The organism is Alteromonas sp. a30, assembly GCF_026788005.1.
Classification (GTDB): domain Bacteria; phylum Pseudomonadota; class Gammaproteobacteria; order Enterobacterales; family Alteromonadaceae; genus Paraneptunicella.
Window position 1 is genome coordinate 12,138 of sequence record NZ_JABEPE010000013.1, and the last position, 13,476, is coordinate 25,613.

General features: G+C 42.8%; 14 protein-coding genes and 1 tRNA gene. 6 read left to right on the forward strand and 9 right to left on the reverse strand.

The window, feature by feature from the left end; genetic code table 11:
• Positions 1 to 91: 91 nt before the first annotated feature.
• The 3 genes from fldA to HJG39_RS13080 all read right to left on the reverse strand — a co-directional run bounded on the left by fldA (position 92) and on the right by HJG39_RS13080 (position 1,764).
• Positions 92 to 616: a flavodoxin FldA gene (gene fldA, locus HJG39_RS13070; RefSeq protein ID WP_268409711.1), complete on the reverse strand. Its 525-nt coding sequence runs from the start codon at positions 614 to 616 to the stop codon at positions 92 to 94.
• An 81-nt stretch (positions 617 to 697) separates the two neighbouring features.
• A complete protein-coding gene (locus HJG39_RS13075) occupies positions 698 to 916 on the reverse strand; it encodes a DUF2788 domain-containing protein (RefSeq protein WP_268409712.1) in 219 nt (72 codons plus the stop codon).
• A gap of 80 nt (positions 917 to 996) precedes the next feature.
• Positions 997 to 1,764: an alpha/beta fold hydrolase gene (locus HJG39_RS13080; RefSeq protein ID WP_268409714.1), complete on the reverse strand. Its 768-nt coding sequence runs from the start codon at positions 1,762 to 1,764 to the stop codon at positions 997 to 999.
• Between the two features lie 167 nt (positions 1,765 to 1,931).
• Here HJG39_RS13080 and pgm point away from each other — a divergent pair, with 167 nt between their 5' ends.
• The 3 genes from pgm (at position 1,932) to astE (ending at position 7,627) form a co-directional block, all read left to right on the forward strand.
• On the forward strand, positions 1,932 to 3,581 hold the full coding sequence (gene pgm, locus HJG39_RS13085; RefSeq protein ID WP_268409715.1) for a phosphoglucomutase (alpha-D-glucose-1,6-bisphosphate-dependent): 1,650 nt from the start codon (positions 1,932 to 1,934) through the stop codon (positions 3,579 to 3,581).
• A gap of 243 nt (positions 3,582 to 3,824) precedes the next feature.
• Positions 3,825 to 6,320, forward strand: a complete 2,496-nt coding sequence (locus HJG39_RS13090; protein ID WP_268409716.1) for a glycogen/starch/alpha-glucan phosphorylase — start codon at positions 3,825 to 3,827, stop codon at positions 6,318 to 6,320.
• Positions 6,321 to 6,574: 254 nt separating this feature from the next.
• Positions 6,575 to 7,627, forward strand: a complete 1,053-nt coding sequence (gene astE / locus HJG39_RS13095; protein ID WP_268409717.1) for a succinylglutamate desuccinylase — start codon at positions 6,575 to 6,577, stop codon at positions 7,625 to 7,627.
• 15 nt (positions 7,628 to 7,642) lie between these two features.
• Here the strand turns inward: astE and HJG39_RS13100 are convergent, their stop codons facing one another.
• The 6 genes from HJG39_RS13100 to HJG39_RS13125 form a co-directional block, all read right to left on the reverse strand.
• Positions 7,643 to 7,861 carry a DUF2897 family protein gene (locus HJG39_RS13100; RefSeq protein ID WP_268409719.1) on the reverse strand — a complete coding sequence of 73 codons (219 nt, stop codon included), beginning with the start codon at positions 7,859 to 7,861 and terminating at the stop codon, positions 7,643 to 7,645.
• On the reverse strand, positions 7,862 to 8,554 hold the full coding sequence (locus HJG39_RS13105) for a M15 family metallopeptidase (protein ID WP_268409720.1): 693 nt from the start codon (positions 8,552 to 8,554) through the stop codon (positions 7,862 to 7,864).
• Positions 8,555 to 8,562: 8 nt separating this feature from the next.
• Positions 8,563 to 9,696, reverse strand: coding sequence for a succinyl-diaminopimelate desuccinylase (gene dapE / locus HJG39_RS13110; protein ID WP_268409722.1), 1,134 nt, complete (start codon positions 9,694 to 9,696; stop codon positions 8,563 to 8,565).
• On the reverse strand, positions 9,696 to 10,040 hold the full coding sequence (locus HJG39_RS13115) for an ArsC family reductase (protein WP_268409723.1): 345 nt from the start codon (positions 10,038 to 10,040) through the stop codon (positions 9,696 to 9,698). The genes dapE and HJG39_RS13115 overlap by 1 nt, the downstream gene beginning before the upstream one ends.
• A gap of 83 nt (positions 10,041 to 10,123) precedes the next feature.
• The gene (locus HJG39_RS13120) at positions 10,124 to 10,627 is read right to left on the reverse strand and encodes a PTS sugar transporter subunit IIA (protein ID WP_268409724.1); all 504 of its coding nucleotides are present in this window, start codon (positions 10,625 to 10,627) and stop codon (positions 10,124 to 10,126) included.
• Positions 10,628 to 10,653: 26 nt separating this feature from the next.
• Positions 10,654 to 11,037, reverse strand: a complete 384-nt coding sequence (locus HJG39_RS13125; protein ID WP_268409725.1) for an ACT domain-containing protein — start codon at positions 11,035 to 11,037, stop codon at positions 10,654 to 10,656.
• Positions 11,038 to 11,303: 266 nt separating this feature from the next.
• Here HJG39_RS13125 and HJG39_RS13130 point away from each other — a divergent pair, with 266 nt between their 5' ends.
• The 3 genes from HJG39_RS13130 to HJG39_RS13140 all read left to right on the forward strand — a co-directional run bounded on the left by HJG39_RS13130 (position 11,304) and on the right by HJG39_RS13140 (position 13,399).
• Entirely contained in the window at positions 11,304 to 12,377 is a 1,074-nt protein-coding gene (locus tag HJG39_RS13130) for a patatin-like phospholipase family protein (protein ID WP_268409726.1), read from the forward strand.
• 392 nt (positions 12,378 to 12,769) lie between these two features.
• Positions 12,770 to 12,846: transfer RNA gene (locus HJG39_RS13135), tRNA-Val, on the forward strand.
• Positions 12,847 to 13,069: 223 nt separating this feature from the next.
• The gene (locus HJG39_RS13140; RefSeq protein ID WP_268409728.1) at positions 13,070 to 13,399 is read left to right on the forward strand and encodes a hypothetical protein; all 330 of its coding nucleotides are present in this window, start codon (positions 13,070 to 13,072) and stop codon (positions 13,397 to 13,399) included.
• Positions 13,400 to 13,476 lie beyond the last annotated feature (77 nt).

Genomic DNA, 13,476 nt, shown 5'->3' on the forward strand with positions numbered 1-13,476 from the left:
AAGGTGTAGAGTATTTATTGAGTTAATTGATAAGAACAAGCCCACAAAAAACGGACCTTTAAGGTCCGTTTTCAAGTGAATCGAGGAGCGCTTATCTAAAAGCCTCTAAAGACATTTCTTCGGTCAATTGCTTACACCATTCTGCAACACGACTTTCAGTTAATTCTGGCTGACGATCTTCATCGATGCCCAAACCAACAAAATGTGTCTCACTGATCAAGCCCTTTGATGCTTCGAAATCATAAGAATCCACCGGCCAGTTACCCACCACCACGGCGCCTCTGGCTTCTACGATGTCGTTAATCATTCCCATCGCATCTAGGAAGTATTCTGCATAGTCTTCCTGATCGCCGCAGCCGAAAATGGCGACTAATTTATCGGTGAAATCAACTTGCTCAAATTCTGGAAAAAAGTCATCCCAATCGCACTGCGCTTCACCGTAATACCAAGTGGGGATGCCAAAAAGCAAGAGATCGTATTTCGCAATATCTTCTTTAGAAGATTTAGCAATGTCGTGAATATCAACCAGATCTTTACCCAACTGCTTCTGGATCAACTTAGATACATGTTCTGTATTACCCGTATCACTGCCAAAAAATAAACCAACGCTTGCCATGTATATATTTACCTATAAGCCCTTTAAAAAATTAACATTATGTGTAGGAGAGCTTCTTAATAAAGAAAATGCTTATTCAGTTTAAAGCCCTTGGGAGTGCCAAAAGATTTGAATAACGCCTTTCGCTAAGAAGCCCGCTGCACCTAAAAACAAAACTAAGTACGCAACTAATCGGCCTATGAAGGGTACTGAATTTCGTTTTAACACATCATGCACTGCAAAAAACATCAGAGCGAACAAAACAACCAACGTCAAGTTTAGGACGATGGATTCGATTTGTTCAAAGTTTTCGCTGAGCATAGTTCACTGCGCCCCTAAAAAAATAATCGCGGACTATAGCACAAGGCGAAAGTCCCCGAAATGCTTGATACCGATATAGATCAATTTCTTGTTAGAAAGTCGGTGACTATTTTGGCAAACACATTGGGTTTCTCAGCGTGAAGCCAATGTCCTGTGCCTTGAATAATTTTAGCTTCGGCATTTGGGAAAAGCGCATTGATGATTGGGCGATGCTCTGCCGAGATATAATTTGAATTCCCACCTTTTACAAACAATGTTGGATGAGTAAAAGGGTGCGGATGCGCGATTTCTTGCGAAAGGTGCTCATAATCTCGCATTAACAGCTCTAAATTAAATCGCCAGATAAACTTGCCGTTGTCGTCTTTTCCCAAACTACGTAACAGAAATTGTGCTACTCCTGGCTCTTGCAAATGCTGCATCATAATAGCTTCGGCTTCTTTACGGCTGGAAACGCTATCAAGATCAACAGAGGTGAGCGCTTTGAATACCGCGTTATGTCTTGGTGTGTATTTGACGGGAGCAATATCGGCTACTACCAGTTTACTAACGCGATGTGGGTGGTGAAGAGCTAAATGCATTGCCACTTTCCCGCCCATAGAGTGCCCAAGCGCATAGAAGGACTCAATTTTAAGCGAATCCATTAAATGCAAAACGTGCTCAGCATAAGCATCGTATTTAAAGCCTTGGGTATGAGGAGATAAGCCATGATCGGGTAAGTCAACCGATATAACGTCAAAGTCGTTACGCATGGCTCTGCTAATCATGCCGAGGTTATCTAAACTCCCGAATAAGCCATGCATCAGGAGAAGAGGTTGGCCTTTGCCAACGCGTTTGTAATTTAATGACATAATTAACTGTTTATTGATGATGTAGCTGCTAAATTAATGCAGCGCATTGTGCAAAAGTCCCCGAAGATTTGCAAAATTTCTCTGATAATTCACTGTTACATTCGTTCGTAATGCGTATTATGTTTTGCAAGAAATGACGTCTTTCATCATTTAAGGAGTTCAACAACATGGCTTTGCATCCTCAAGCAGGTCAGCCTGCAGACTTAGAACAGCTCTGCAATATTCCCAAACTGGTTAGCGCTTATTATACGTATTCTCCCGATGCTGATAATCCGCACCATGCCGTCAGTTTTGGCACATCGGGTCATCGAGGTTGCGCTTTAGATTGTACATTCAACGACATGCATATAGCGGCAATTTGTCAGGCCATTGTTGAGTATCGTGAAACTAACGCCATTAGTGGTCCTATGTATATTGGGATGGATACTCACGCGCTATCTGAAGCTGCGTTTACCACTGCCGTAGAGGTATTTGTTGCCAATGATATTACAGTGATTGTTCAGCAAAATGGAGGCTATACCCCCACGCCTGTCATTTCACACGCTATTTTGAATCACAATAAAAAGCACGAAAAGTTGGCCGATGGTGTTGTGATTACGCCTTCCCATAACCCCCCGGAAGATGGCGGTTTTAAATATAATCCACCGAATGGCGGGCCTGCCGATTCCGATGTAACCAAGTCTATTGAAGTGCGTGCGAACCAATTAATAGCAGACGCAGGACGAGGCATTAAACGGCTCCCTATCTCTCGAGCAAAACAAAGCGGGTTGTTCATTGAAGAAGATTTTCGCGTTAATTATGTCAATGAGTTAGATCAAGTCATTGATATGAAAGCGATTCAACAGGCGAATTTAAAGCTTGGAACCGATCCGTTAGGGGGAGCAGGACTAAGCTATTGGGATATGATTAGCGACAAATATGGGTTGCATATCGATGTGGTGAATAAACGTGTTGACCCAACATTTTCTTTCATGCATCGAGACAAGGACGGCAAATTACGCATGGATTGCTCATCGCCTTACGCTATGGCAGGTTTAATCAACCTCAAGGATCAATACGATTTAGCTTTTGGTAACGACCCCGATTTCGACCGTCATGGTATTGTCAGCCCTTCGACGGGAATTCTTAATCCAAATCATTACCTTGCTGTTGCGATTGATTATTTATATCAGCATCGCCCTCAGTGGAATGAGAACCTTAAAATTGGCAAAACACTGGTGTCTAGCTCGATGATTGACCGTGTAGCTAAGCATTTGAAACGCTCGGTGTCGGAGATGCCCGTCGGGTTTAAATGGTTTGTTGACGGCATGTTGAACTCACAGTTAGGTTTCGCAGGTGAAGAAAGCGCTGGCGGCATCTTTTTAAGACGAGATGGCTCAACATGGGCAACCGACAAAGACGGCATCACGATGTGTTTGTTAGCGGCTGAAATTACAGCGGTAACGGGAAAAGATCCGGGACAATACTATCAACGACTCACACAAGAGTTTGGTGAACCAGCCTATCGACGTTTAGATGTAGCCGCCTCACCAGAGCAGAAGAAAGCTTTAAGCAGTATGACCGCGGATGTGATCAGTAGCGATGGTTTGGCAGGAGAAGCCATTACTTCAGTACAAACCGTTGCCCCGGGCAATAATGCCTCAATTGGTGGTGTAAAAGTGTCGACAGAAAATGGTTGGTTCGCTGCACGACCATCAGGTACTGAAAGTATTTACAAAATTTATGCGGAAAGCTTTAAAGGGAATGAGCATTTGTCATTACTCATTGATGAGGCGAAAACATTAGTTCAAGGCGTCTTCGAAAAAGCAAAGTGTTAATCAATTATTTGTATAATGTTGAAAATATGTAAATAAACAGCCTTTTCTGAAAAAAAACTATATTTTAACGAAATAAATAACAAATAATTAACAAAAACCCCCTTAAAATTTGCTTTTAAATAAGGTAAAACAAGCTCATCTGTAATTAAATTACAAAATGAGCTTGGCTGACTTAAACGTTTTACAATGCTCATGGCACGAATTTTTAAGAATTCCTAAATATTATGAAGTGAGGTCGAGGCCATGCCAACGGCAAAGTCAAAAGCATCGAAATCAGCGCATATGCCGCTGACAGCTACCCTGAATAAAGACAATTTAAAAGACGCTATTGTTAATCATCTGCATTGCACATTAGGTACAGATGAAAACAAAGCGAATGTTCATGCATGGTGGAAAGCAACCTGCGCAGCCATCAACCAACAGGTAATGGAGCAATTACGTAAAACGCAGAAAACCCATTATTTTAACGATACCCGCGCGGTACATTATTTCTCAGCGGAATATTTAATGGGTAGGTTGATGTCGAATAATCTGCATAACCTCAATATATTTGAACCAGCAAAACAAGCATTATTCGAGTTAGGCGTAAATATTGCGGATGTGATGGAAGAAGAGCCGGATATGGCCCTAGGTAATGGTGGTCTAGGCCGTCTAGCCGCTTGTTATATTGATTCGCTAGCTACGATGGAAATGCCAGCTTTGGGTTATGGTTTGCATTATGAGCACGGTCTTTTCCGCCAAGAAATTAAAAATGGCGCACAAATAGAGCGTCCTGATAGTTGGCGCGACTACGGTAATCCTTGGGAGATTTGCCGACCTGAATCGATTCAAGAAATTTCACTCTATGGTTACGTCGAAACCAAGTACGGCGAAGATGGCCGAATCCAGAAAGAATGGCACCCAGGCTCCATTGTTAAAGGGTTGCCTTGGGATATTCCGGTGGTGGGCTACGGTGGTAAAACCGTAAATGTTTTGCGATTGTGGGAAAGCCAATCATCAGATTATTTCAACTGGGATGTCTTCAATAACGGTGGGTACGTGGATGCGCACGCAGAAACTGTGCAAGCCGAAACTATTTCCAAAGTGTTGTATCCCAATGATGAAACCGATGCAGGTAAAGAGCTGCGTCTGATCCAGCAATATTTCTTCTGTGCCTGTTCCTTAAAAGACATTATTCGTCGTTACAAACGGGCGCATGGCGACGATTGGTCGCGTTTTGCTGAGCAAGTAGTGATTCAATTAAACGATACTCATCCGGCAATCGCTATTCCAGAATTAATGCGTATTTTGGTTGATCGTGCAGAAATGAACTGGGAAGAAGCATGGGCAATTAGTAGCAAAGTGTTTGCCTATACCAATCATACCTTGTTACCAGAAGCGTTAGAGAAATGGTCAGTTAGACTGATTGAGCGAGTATTGCCGCGTCACTTAGAAATTATCTATGAAATTAATCACCGATTCATGCAAGAAGTCGACAAAAAATGGCCTAATCGTGCTGATATTAAGTCCAAGTTGTCGATTTTCGAAGAAGGCGACCAAAAAATGGTTCGCATGGGACACCTGAGTGTAATTGGTTCTTTTGCCGTGAATGGCGTTGCCGAGATCCACTCTAAATTGGTTAAACAAGAGCTTTTCCCAGAATTCGATGAGCTTTGGCCGGGTAAGTTAACTAACGTGACAAACGGTATTACTCCACGTCGCTGGTTAAAAGCCTGTAACCCCGCATTATCAACACTTATCGATTCAAAAATTGGCGACGACTGGCCATTGCATTTAGAGAAGCTGTCAGAATTAAGCGCATTCGCGGAAAACACCGAATTCCAACAAAACTTCATGGAAATTAAGCACCAGAACAAAATCGCTCTGGCGCAAGAAATTCATAAGTTAACAGGCATAGATGTTAATCCAGAAGCGATTTTTGATATTCAAATCAAGCGATTGCACGAATACAAACGCCAGCATTTGAATCTGTTACACATTATGGCGTTGTATAAGCGTTTGTTGGAAAACCCTGCTTACGATATGCATCCTCGCGTATTTATCTTTGGCGCAAAAGCGGCTCCGGGATACAAGTTAGCGAAAGACATCATTTACGCCATTAATAAAGTGGCTGAAAAAATCAATAACGATACCCGCGTTAATCAGAAGCTAAAAGTAGTGTTCCTACCTAATTACCGAGTGAGTTTAGCGGAGAAAATGATTCCGGCGGCGGACATTTCCGAGCAGATCTCAACCGCAGGTAAAGAAGCATCGGGTACAGGAAATATGAAGTTAGCGCTCAATGGGGCGCTTACCTTAGGCACATTAGACGGCGCAAATATTGAAATTGCTGAAGAAGTGGGCGACGACAATATCTTCATTTTTGGTTTAACCGTTGATGAAGTGAAAGCCATAAAAGGGGCGGGCTACAACCCTTACGATTACTACTATAAGAACGCTGAAATCAAAACCATTATTGATTGGTTAGAGTCAGACTATTTCACACCAGGCACGCCGGGGGCGTTATCGTCAATTAAGCGTAGCCTGTTAGATGATGGTGATCAGTATTTGGTTCTGGCAGATTTCGAATCCTATTCGGACGCGCACAAACGTGCAGACGCCTTGTATCGTGACAAAAAAGCTTGGGCAAAATCGGCTATCCTAAATACCGCGAACATGGGGAAATTTACCTCAGATCGCAGTATTGGCGAATATGTTGAGCGCATTTGGCGTTTACAGCGTTGTGATGTGTCTGAATAAGCATGAAATGCTAAGAAAAGCGTTTACCTAAATCGATTACAAACCCGCCTGTTTACTAGCAGAGCGGGTTTTTTATTATGAAGCCGCTTTGATAAAGGCTTTACAGCCTTGGGTGATAAAATGTTGGGTGTTCCAAGTTTTCAGTGTGATTTAGGTGAGAGCTTCAGTAAAATACAGCGCGATTTAGCATTTATTCATGTTTATTGACGTTAAGTTAAAACGTTTATTGACCTGTTGGGAGATAGAAAATATTTATGTCTGAACTACCAGCGTTTGTGACCAGATTACAACAAAATGGCGACTTCTTAAGCCTCTCGCGACAACATCCTCAGTGGTTTTCCGTGCCAATCAGTTTTGTGCTTGATAACCAAACTCATGTGTCGATTCCCGCTGAAGGCATAATTATTTTTGAACCCGCGCAGCAAACTAACAAAGATATTATTTACTCTTGTGGTATTCATGGTAATGAAACCGCCCCCATCGAAATTTGTGATGAATTGGTGGCCGAGCTACTAATGCAAAAGCGCCAAGTTACCCATAGGTTAATGGTGATTTTCGGTAACCTTCCAGCTATGGACATTGCACAGCGTTTCGTTGAAGAAAACCTCAACCGATTATTTGATGGCGAACACAGTAATCCCAACGAGCCTGTTAATGCCGAACGTTTAAGGGCAAAACAGTTAGAAGCTTGTGTTCGTGATTTTTACTTAGCACCAGCCCAAAACCACACATCAAGAGAACGATTCCACTACGATTTACATACGGCTATTCGGGACTCGAAGAACGAAAAATTTGCGGTGTATCCGTTTACTCACGGTCGCCCACGTAAGCCTTCTCAAGTCGCTTTTATGGGCATGTGTGGTGTGAAAACCATTTTACTGTCTGACTCTCCAACAACGACATTTAGTTATTTCAGTTGTAAGCACTTTGAAGCCGATGCTTTTACGGTGGAGTTGGGCAAAGTACGAGCTTTCGGTGAAAATGACATGTCTCGTTTTGAAGAAGCGCGCCAAACCTTATTCGGTTTTGCAACGGATGCGGAGTTTAATCTAGTTGACTATCGTTCAGAGGACTTCTTGATTTATAAAATCAATCAAATCATAAATCGAGGAAAAGAAGACTTTTCGCTTAATTTCGCCGAAGATGAACCTAATTTCTCCGATTTTAAAAAGGGGGAAGTGTTAGCGCAAGAAACAGGAACACAATACATTGCTGAGCAAGATGGCGAAGCTATTGTGTTTCCTAATGCTAAGGTGGCAATAGGTCAGCGGGCTTTACTGACCGTCGTTCCTTGTGAGCTTTATTAGCATTAGATTTAGCATCTAGGGTTTTTCTGCGTTTTCTTTAGCCATTTGGTGAGCGTTTCGCTTTTTTGGCTCTGAACCCGATTCTGATTCTACATCGGATGTTTCTTCCGAATCGGGGGTTAAGTCTTTTAACGAAGGCATTTTTTGGTTAGCGGTTTGTTTTAACAACATGATGTTGCTCAAAATAATCGCTAGCGCAACCACGATAATGGCGATAATCCAGCCGGTACTCATTTATTCAATTCCTTCATTTAAAACATATTGACGATAAATTAGAGGTAGATGTTGGAGTATGCTCTCTTTTCCTAGAATAGGCATGTTTTGAATGTGTTTTTCTAGCTCAGTTAACGTTAGTGCCGCCATATAACGTTGTGCTTCTATGGTATGGCTAATATGCCAAGGCTCTTTGGCGATACCGCCTTTGTCTTCGGCGTAAGGAAACGAAAAGCCAAAAGTATTGGCATGTTCTAACAACCAATGATGAAGCGGTGCACAAGGCCCATCACCAATGTATTCGGATTCCACTAGCTCAAGGTCTAAACCCGCTTTTGCCATGGCTTGTGCGTCGTACACATCAAGGTCAGTTCCCCAATGGTGACGGCTTGCCGCAGGTAGGGCTGAGAAGGTTAAAATGCAATGTAGCTTTTCCTCATCAGATAAGTCATGCGCGTTCACAGGCGTCATGTCTCGCTGATACAACATTCGCTTTCCTTCCCATTTGGCATTCCAAATAGCCAGCTGTCGCTCAACGCTTCGATAACTGCTGGCAATATCAATGCAAATACCATCGTTTTTCGCTGCTTGTCGCATGGCTAAAAATGCCTCATGAGTTGCGGGGTGCAGCCAATGCTTGTCATCAATTTGAATTAAGTGATTAATGTTCTCGGTCGTGGCTTTACTCGGTGCGGATGGATCGCTTTTAGGCATGGTTAACTTTACACCTTGGTGAGTAAGTTGATCATAATGTTCTCATATACCAATGCTAAATCATCTAAATCAGACATTTTCACGCATTCATCAACTTTATGAATAGTGGCGTTAATCGGCCCAAGCTCAACCACTTGCGCGCCCGTTGGTGCAATAAAGCGACCATCGGATGTGCCGCCCGCAGTAGAAAGTTCAGTATCGAATCCTTTTACTGAGGTAATGGCCTTTTGAGTTGCCGCCACTAATTCACCACTAGACGTTAAAAAAGGCTGACCGTTGAAGGTCCACTTAATGTCGTACTTTAGCTCATGTCCGTCTAATAAGTCAGTGACGCGATTCATTAGTGTTTGGTTATCCATTTCCGTTGAGAAGCGGAAATTAAAGCTAATTTCAATATGACCAGGTATCACATTGGTTGCACCGGTGCCGGCTTTTACATTGGATATTTGAAAGCTGGTAGGAGGGAAATAGTCGTTGCCATTGTCCCAATGCATGTTGGCGAGTTCGTTAACAGCCAGAGCGACCTCGTGTACAGGATTTTTCGCTAAATGTGGGTAAGCAACATGGCCTTGCACGCCATAAACGGTTAAATCACCAGATAACGAACCACGACGACCGACCTTGACCACATCGCCTAGTTCTGAGGTACTGGATGGCTCGCCAACCACGCACCATGTGATTTTTTCATTTCGCGCTTCTAACGTGTCGATAACTTTGGTCGTACCGTTAATAAACGGGCCTTCTTCGTCGCTGGTAATTAAAAAGGCGATGCTGCCTAGGTGCTCGGGATGTTTTTGCACAAAGCGCTTAGTGGCAACTAACATTGCAGCCAAACTGCCTTTCATATCGGCAGCACCGCGCCCGTGCAACATGCCGTTTTGTTCCGTTGCAGTAAAGGGGGGAGTGGCCCATTTTTCTTCAGGGCCTGAAGGCACAACATCTGTATGGCCCGCAAAGCAAAACACAGGACCTTCATTACCTTTTCGTGCCCACATATTGGTGGTGTCGTGAAACACTAATGATTCAATATCAAAGCCTAAAGGTGCCAAATAATCTGCCATCATTTGTTGGCAGCCTGCGTCTTCTGGCGTAACGGAGCGGCGATTAATGAGTGCTTTAGCAAGCTCAATAACGTCTGACATTAGCAAAATACTTCTTTTAACGTTGATTCATTAAAACCAATAACGGTTGCATCATCTTTTTGCAAGATAGGGCGTTTGATCATGGCTGGCTGTTCACTTAACAAGGTTAAGGCTTTAGCTGCATCAATATCAGCTTTTTGCTCATCTGAAAGTTGGCGATAGGTTGTGCCACGTTTGTTGAGCACGGTTTCCCAGCCATTTGCTTCAATCACCTTTTGCAACCACTGTGGGTCCAATCCGTCAACACGATAGTCATGAAATTCATACGGTAAATCATGGGCTTCAAGCCATTTTTTGGTTTTCTTGATAGTGTCGCAATTTTTTATACCGTAAAGCGTAATCATAAGGGCCTTAATTCACTGATTTTGTGGAAAGAAAAACAATAGGGTAATGCCGCAAAAGCAGATTGCAATCACAAATAGCGTCATTACAAATAAATACTGAAAAGGGCATCTTCCATAGCGAGTGATTGGCGATAATGGGGCTCGATACCGAGCACTTTATCGCTGTTGAGTAAAGTCACTGAGCAGAGAGTAGAGTCGGCTTTGAGCTTTAACGTGTTGGGGTTGAATTCGAGGAGCTTTTGCCCCGCTTGCAGTACATCACCCTGTTTAGCGTAGAACTTAAACCCTTCACCGTGCAAGCGCGCTGCGTTTACGCCAATTTGGATTAGTAATATCAAACCTTGGGTACTTCGTAGCTTAATATGTTCACCGGTTTTCGATAGTTCTTCAATACGACACTGAAACGGCGCAAAAACTTGATAGCCAGTGGGTTCAATAGCAACGCCTTCACCTAACAACCTTTCTTGATGAATTAACAAGGGAATGTCGTCTAATGCCCTTACTCGCCCAGAAAGCGGGCTGGCGATACGAAGCTGCTTTTTGAAATGGCTAGGCGCAGAAGAAAGTAAACAACCGTATAAAGACATAAATAACCAAATGAAAAAGCAAAGTATTAAATAATCACTTTGTAGCCTGCGCGATCTAACGATTGTGCGGCTAATTGAATATCGGCATCTTTCACTAGAAAGAAGTCAGTCTCGAATGTAGATACCACAAAAATACTGACCTTCGCTTGTGCTAACACCGAGCTGATGTCAGCCATAATGCCAATCATAGAAAGTTGTAACGGGCCCAAAACTTCAAGCGCTCGCCAATCGTTATCACACTCACCGGCATCAATATAAATATCATCTGGAACCACTAAAGAAAGCTCTTCGTTAGTTTTACCTATAAAATATACAGGTGTATTAAACACTTCCTTTGGAATCTCGGCGTTTACATCCAAACTATAAATCGAGAATTTTTGTGGCAAAACGGCGAGAGTTTGTTTCGGCATTTTATTTCCTATTTACTCGTTCTAAGTAGAATTGTGCGAGAGCAGCCGGATTTGTGCAAGCACCGTTTTTTGTGGAAAACTAATAACGATCTCAAAAGATATTCACAAATGCTGTGGATAAGTTTGGGGGTAAGCTATGGTGATGTCTGTATGGTCATGAAAAATATAATAAAAATATCTTGATCAGCTTTTGAGCATGAAATAAAAATCCACAGAACGGAGCGGCTAAAACGCCGAATATAATTAATTTGTCAAGGAGCAATCTATTGAACTTAGCAATTTATGCAGGTCCAAGTGCACTGTCCCAATTGTTGGATACTGGCCTTGTGGCAGATGATTTTGATGTGATGCTCGGGGCTTCAGGCGGACCAAAGTGGTTTACTTTATACGGTTTAGATAAGGTATTGGTCCCGGAATTCTTTAAGGGTAGAAGTAAAACGTTAGACTTAGTAGGCTCCTCTGCTGGCGCTTTTCGCTTCGCTTGCTTAACCCAAGCACAGCCTTTAAAAGCGTTAGACGTATTAGCACAGGAATACGCACAAACCGCTTATAGCAGCAAGCGTCCAAGTATGGACGAAGTGACAGAGAGTGTGACTTCGTTGCTGGATAAAATGTTAGGAGAGACAGGCTCAGAAGAAATATCAAGCAACCCCGTTTTTAAAGCACACCTAATCGCGGTGAAGTGTTATGGCTTATTGGCCAGTGAACGCAAGGCATCATTATCATTAGGGTTAGCAAAAAGTGCTGCGAAAAACGCAATTAGTCGACAAAAGCTCAGAACTTACTTTAGCCGAGCGGTGTTTTCCACGCCGGAAAGCGATTTACAGATCCTTGATCCCAGTGGTTTCGAAACTCAATTTGTGGATTTAAATGCCAATAATGTGAAAGATGTGTTGGTGGCGTCTGGTTCCATTCCCGGCATTATTCATGGGGTGAGAAATATTGAAGGGGCAGACGAAGGCATGTACCGCGATGGTGGTGTGTTGGATTATCACTTTGATTTGCAGTTTCCGAATAGAAAAGGGTTAACCCTCTACCCACATTTTTATCCAAAGCCGGTCCCGGGTTGGTTCGATAAATTCACTAAGCGTCGACCTCATGCCGCCAGCTACGATAAAGTGGTGATGCTCGCACCCAGCGAAAGTTATGTTGCGCAATTGCCGTTTGGTAAAATCTCCGATAGAAACGACTATTCTAAAATTTCTAAGGATGAACGCATCGCCTACTGGAAAACTGTGTTAAAAGAGGGCGATAAGCTCGCGGATGACTTCAAACGCTTACAAGATGATGTTGAATTGTTACGAAAGCATATTCAGCCTTTGCCGTTTGCAACAAAATAACCGCTAATAGCGCTTTCAAATTAGCAATCTCCTACAGAGAGTTAAGCCTTACCTTTCAGCCGCAGGGGAGAGGCGGCGGAGTTGAATTCGCGAGCTACAGGTAAGTCTTCACAGTGAGTTTGCGATAAATCTTCGTTGGTGTGTTTCTGCCCAGATGTTACGGGCAAAGTTAAATACAAGGATTTAGATGTGAATTCAGGCGTGGTTTCAAGAAAAAGGCGTTTCTTGCTGACGACACAAAGAAGTTGCTGGAAAAACTAGCAGAAAAGGCGCTATCGGAAACGAAATAAGTACAAATGGTTATTAATTCAGCGCTTGATAAGGGCTGAATATAAAAACTGCTTGCGCACTGGATTTTGCATCGTTATGATACGCGCCGTTATGACGACAGTGCGTCCGTAGCTCAGTTGGTTAGAGCACCACCTTGACATGGTGGGGGTCGGTAGTTCGAGTCTACTCGGACGCACCATCTCTCCTTTTAAATATCCTTAACTTCCTTCTAATTGATAAAAGAGCATTCGCTATTTTGTCGTTGTGTCATTTCTTGATGCTGAAAAACTAAGTCCTCAAACAAACTTGTCAAATGGATAATATTATTTATTTAATATTTCATATGTTCGCAATCTGGCTGCAATATAAACAAGTGAATAATTAAGCTCTTTTTAACTATCCATACTCACAAAAGGCTTATTATGAAAAACACACTTAAACTTCTATCAGGTCTAGCTGTTATCGTTTCAGGTGGAGCACAATCAGCAGTGTTTAATTGTCCTTCCGTTGTTACTGATGTGAATTATTACAATGGCAATTACCGCATTCTGTCGACCAATGCTAGCGGAGTTCGCAACCAAGCGTTTACCATTCCTTCCTCTCGTCAATACCTTATTGCTCAGGCGTTGCAAGCACAGAGCACGCAAGAGGTGTATACCATTGTTGTAGAACACACCCCAGAATCCCCTTCCACTGATACTCGCTGTCGCGATAACAACGAAGCGTTGCAGGCTGTGGCTATTACAAATTAAGGCTCTGATTATTCGGAAGTCATGATTCATTTAACGCTAGCGAGCTAATGAGCTTGCTAGTGTCGGTGTTTAATTAT

Excerpts from the sequence above, each read along its gene's own strand:
- fldA (WP_268409711.1), bottom strand. The coding sequence starts at position 616 with ATGGCAAGCGTTGGTTTATTTTTTGGCAGTGATACGGGTAATACAGAA.
- HJG39_RS13075 (WP_268409712.1), bottom strand. The coding sequence starts at position 916 with ATGCTCAGCGAAAACTTTGAACAAATCGAATCCATCGTCCTAAACTTG.
- HJG39_RS13080 (WP_268409714.1), bottom strand. The coding sequence starts at position 1,764 with ATGTCATTAAATTACAAACGCGTTGGCAAAGGCCAACCTCTTCTCCTG.
- pgm (WP_268409715.1), top strand. The coding sequence starts at position 1,932 with ATGGCTTTGCATCCTCAAGCAGGTCAGCCTGCAGACTTAGAACAGCTC.
- HJG39_RS13090 (WP_268409716.1), top strand. The coding sequence starts at position 3,825 with ATGCCAACGGCAAAGTCAAAAGCATCGAAATCAGCGCATATGCCGCTG.
- astE (WP_268409717.1), top strand. The coding sequence starts at position 6,575 with ATGTCTGAACTACCAGCGTTTGTGACCAGATTACAACAAAATGGCGAC.
- HJG39_RS13100 (WP_268409719.1), bottom strand. The coding sequence starts at position 7,861 with ATGAGTACCGGCTGGATTATCGCCATTATCGTGGTTGCGCTAGCGATT.
- HJG39_RS13105 (WP_268409720.1), bottom strand. The coding sequence starts at position 8,554 with ATGCCTAAAAGCGATCCATCCGCACCGAGTAAAGCCACGACCGAGAAC.
- dapE (WP_268409722.1), bottom strand. The coding sequence starts at position 9,696 with ATGTCAGACGTTATTGAGCTTGCTAAAGCACTCATTAATCGCCGCTCC.
- HJG39_RS13115 (WP_268409723.1), bottom strand. The coding sequence starts at position 10,040 with ATGATTACGCTTTACGGTATAAAAAATTGCGACACTATCAAGAAAACC.
- HJG39_RS13120 (WP_268409724.1), bottom strand. The coding sequence starts at position 10,627 with ATGTCTTTATACGGTTGTTTACTTTCTTCTGCGCCTAGCCATTTCAAA.
- HJG39_RS13125 (WP_268409725.1), bottom strand. The coding sequence starts at position 11,037 with ATGCCGAAACAAACTCTCGCCGTTTTGCCACAAAAATTCTCGATTTAT.
- HJG39_RS13140 (WP_268409728.1), top strand. The coding sequence starts at position 13,070 with ATGAAAAACACACTTAAACTTCTATCAGGTCTAGCTGTTATCGTTTCA.